The sequence below is a fragment of the Janthinobacterium aquaticum genome, assembly GCF_009208565.1.
Lineage (GTDB): Bacteria > Pseudomonadota > Gammaproteobacteria > Burkholderiales > Burkholderiaceae_D > Janthinobacterium.
Genome location: NZ_WFLK01000063.1, coordinates 1 through 263, shown reverse-complemented (window position 1 = coordinate 263; position 263 = coordinate 1). Strand labels below are relative to the sequence as shown.

Here is a 263-nt window from a genome sequence, read left to right as displayed (position 1 = left end):
GGCTAAAACAGTCAGGATGTTGGCTTAGAAGCAGCCATCATTTAAAGAAAGCGTAATAGCTCACTGATCGAGTCGTCCTGCGCGGAAGATGTAACGGGGCTAAGCCAGTCACCGAAGCTGCGGATATATCTTTGATATATGGTAGGAGAGCGTTCTGTAAGCCTGCGAAGGTGTCTTGTAAAGGATGCTGGAGGTATCAGAAGTGCGAATGCTGACATGAGTAGCGATAATGGGGGTGAAAAGCCTCCACGCCGTAAGCCCAA

Annotated in this window: 1 rRNA gene; it reads left to right on the top strand. The window is 49.0% G+C overall.

Going from position 1 to position 263, the window contains the following annotated elements:
• Positions 1-263, top strand: a 23S ribosomal RNA gene (locus tag GCM43_RS25630); the annotation flags it as partial.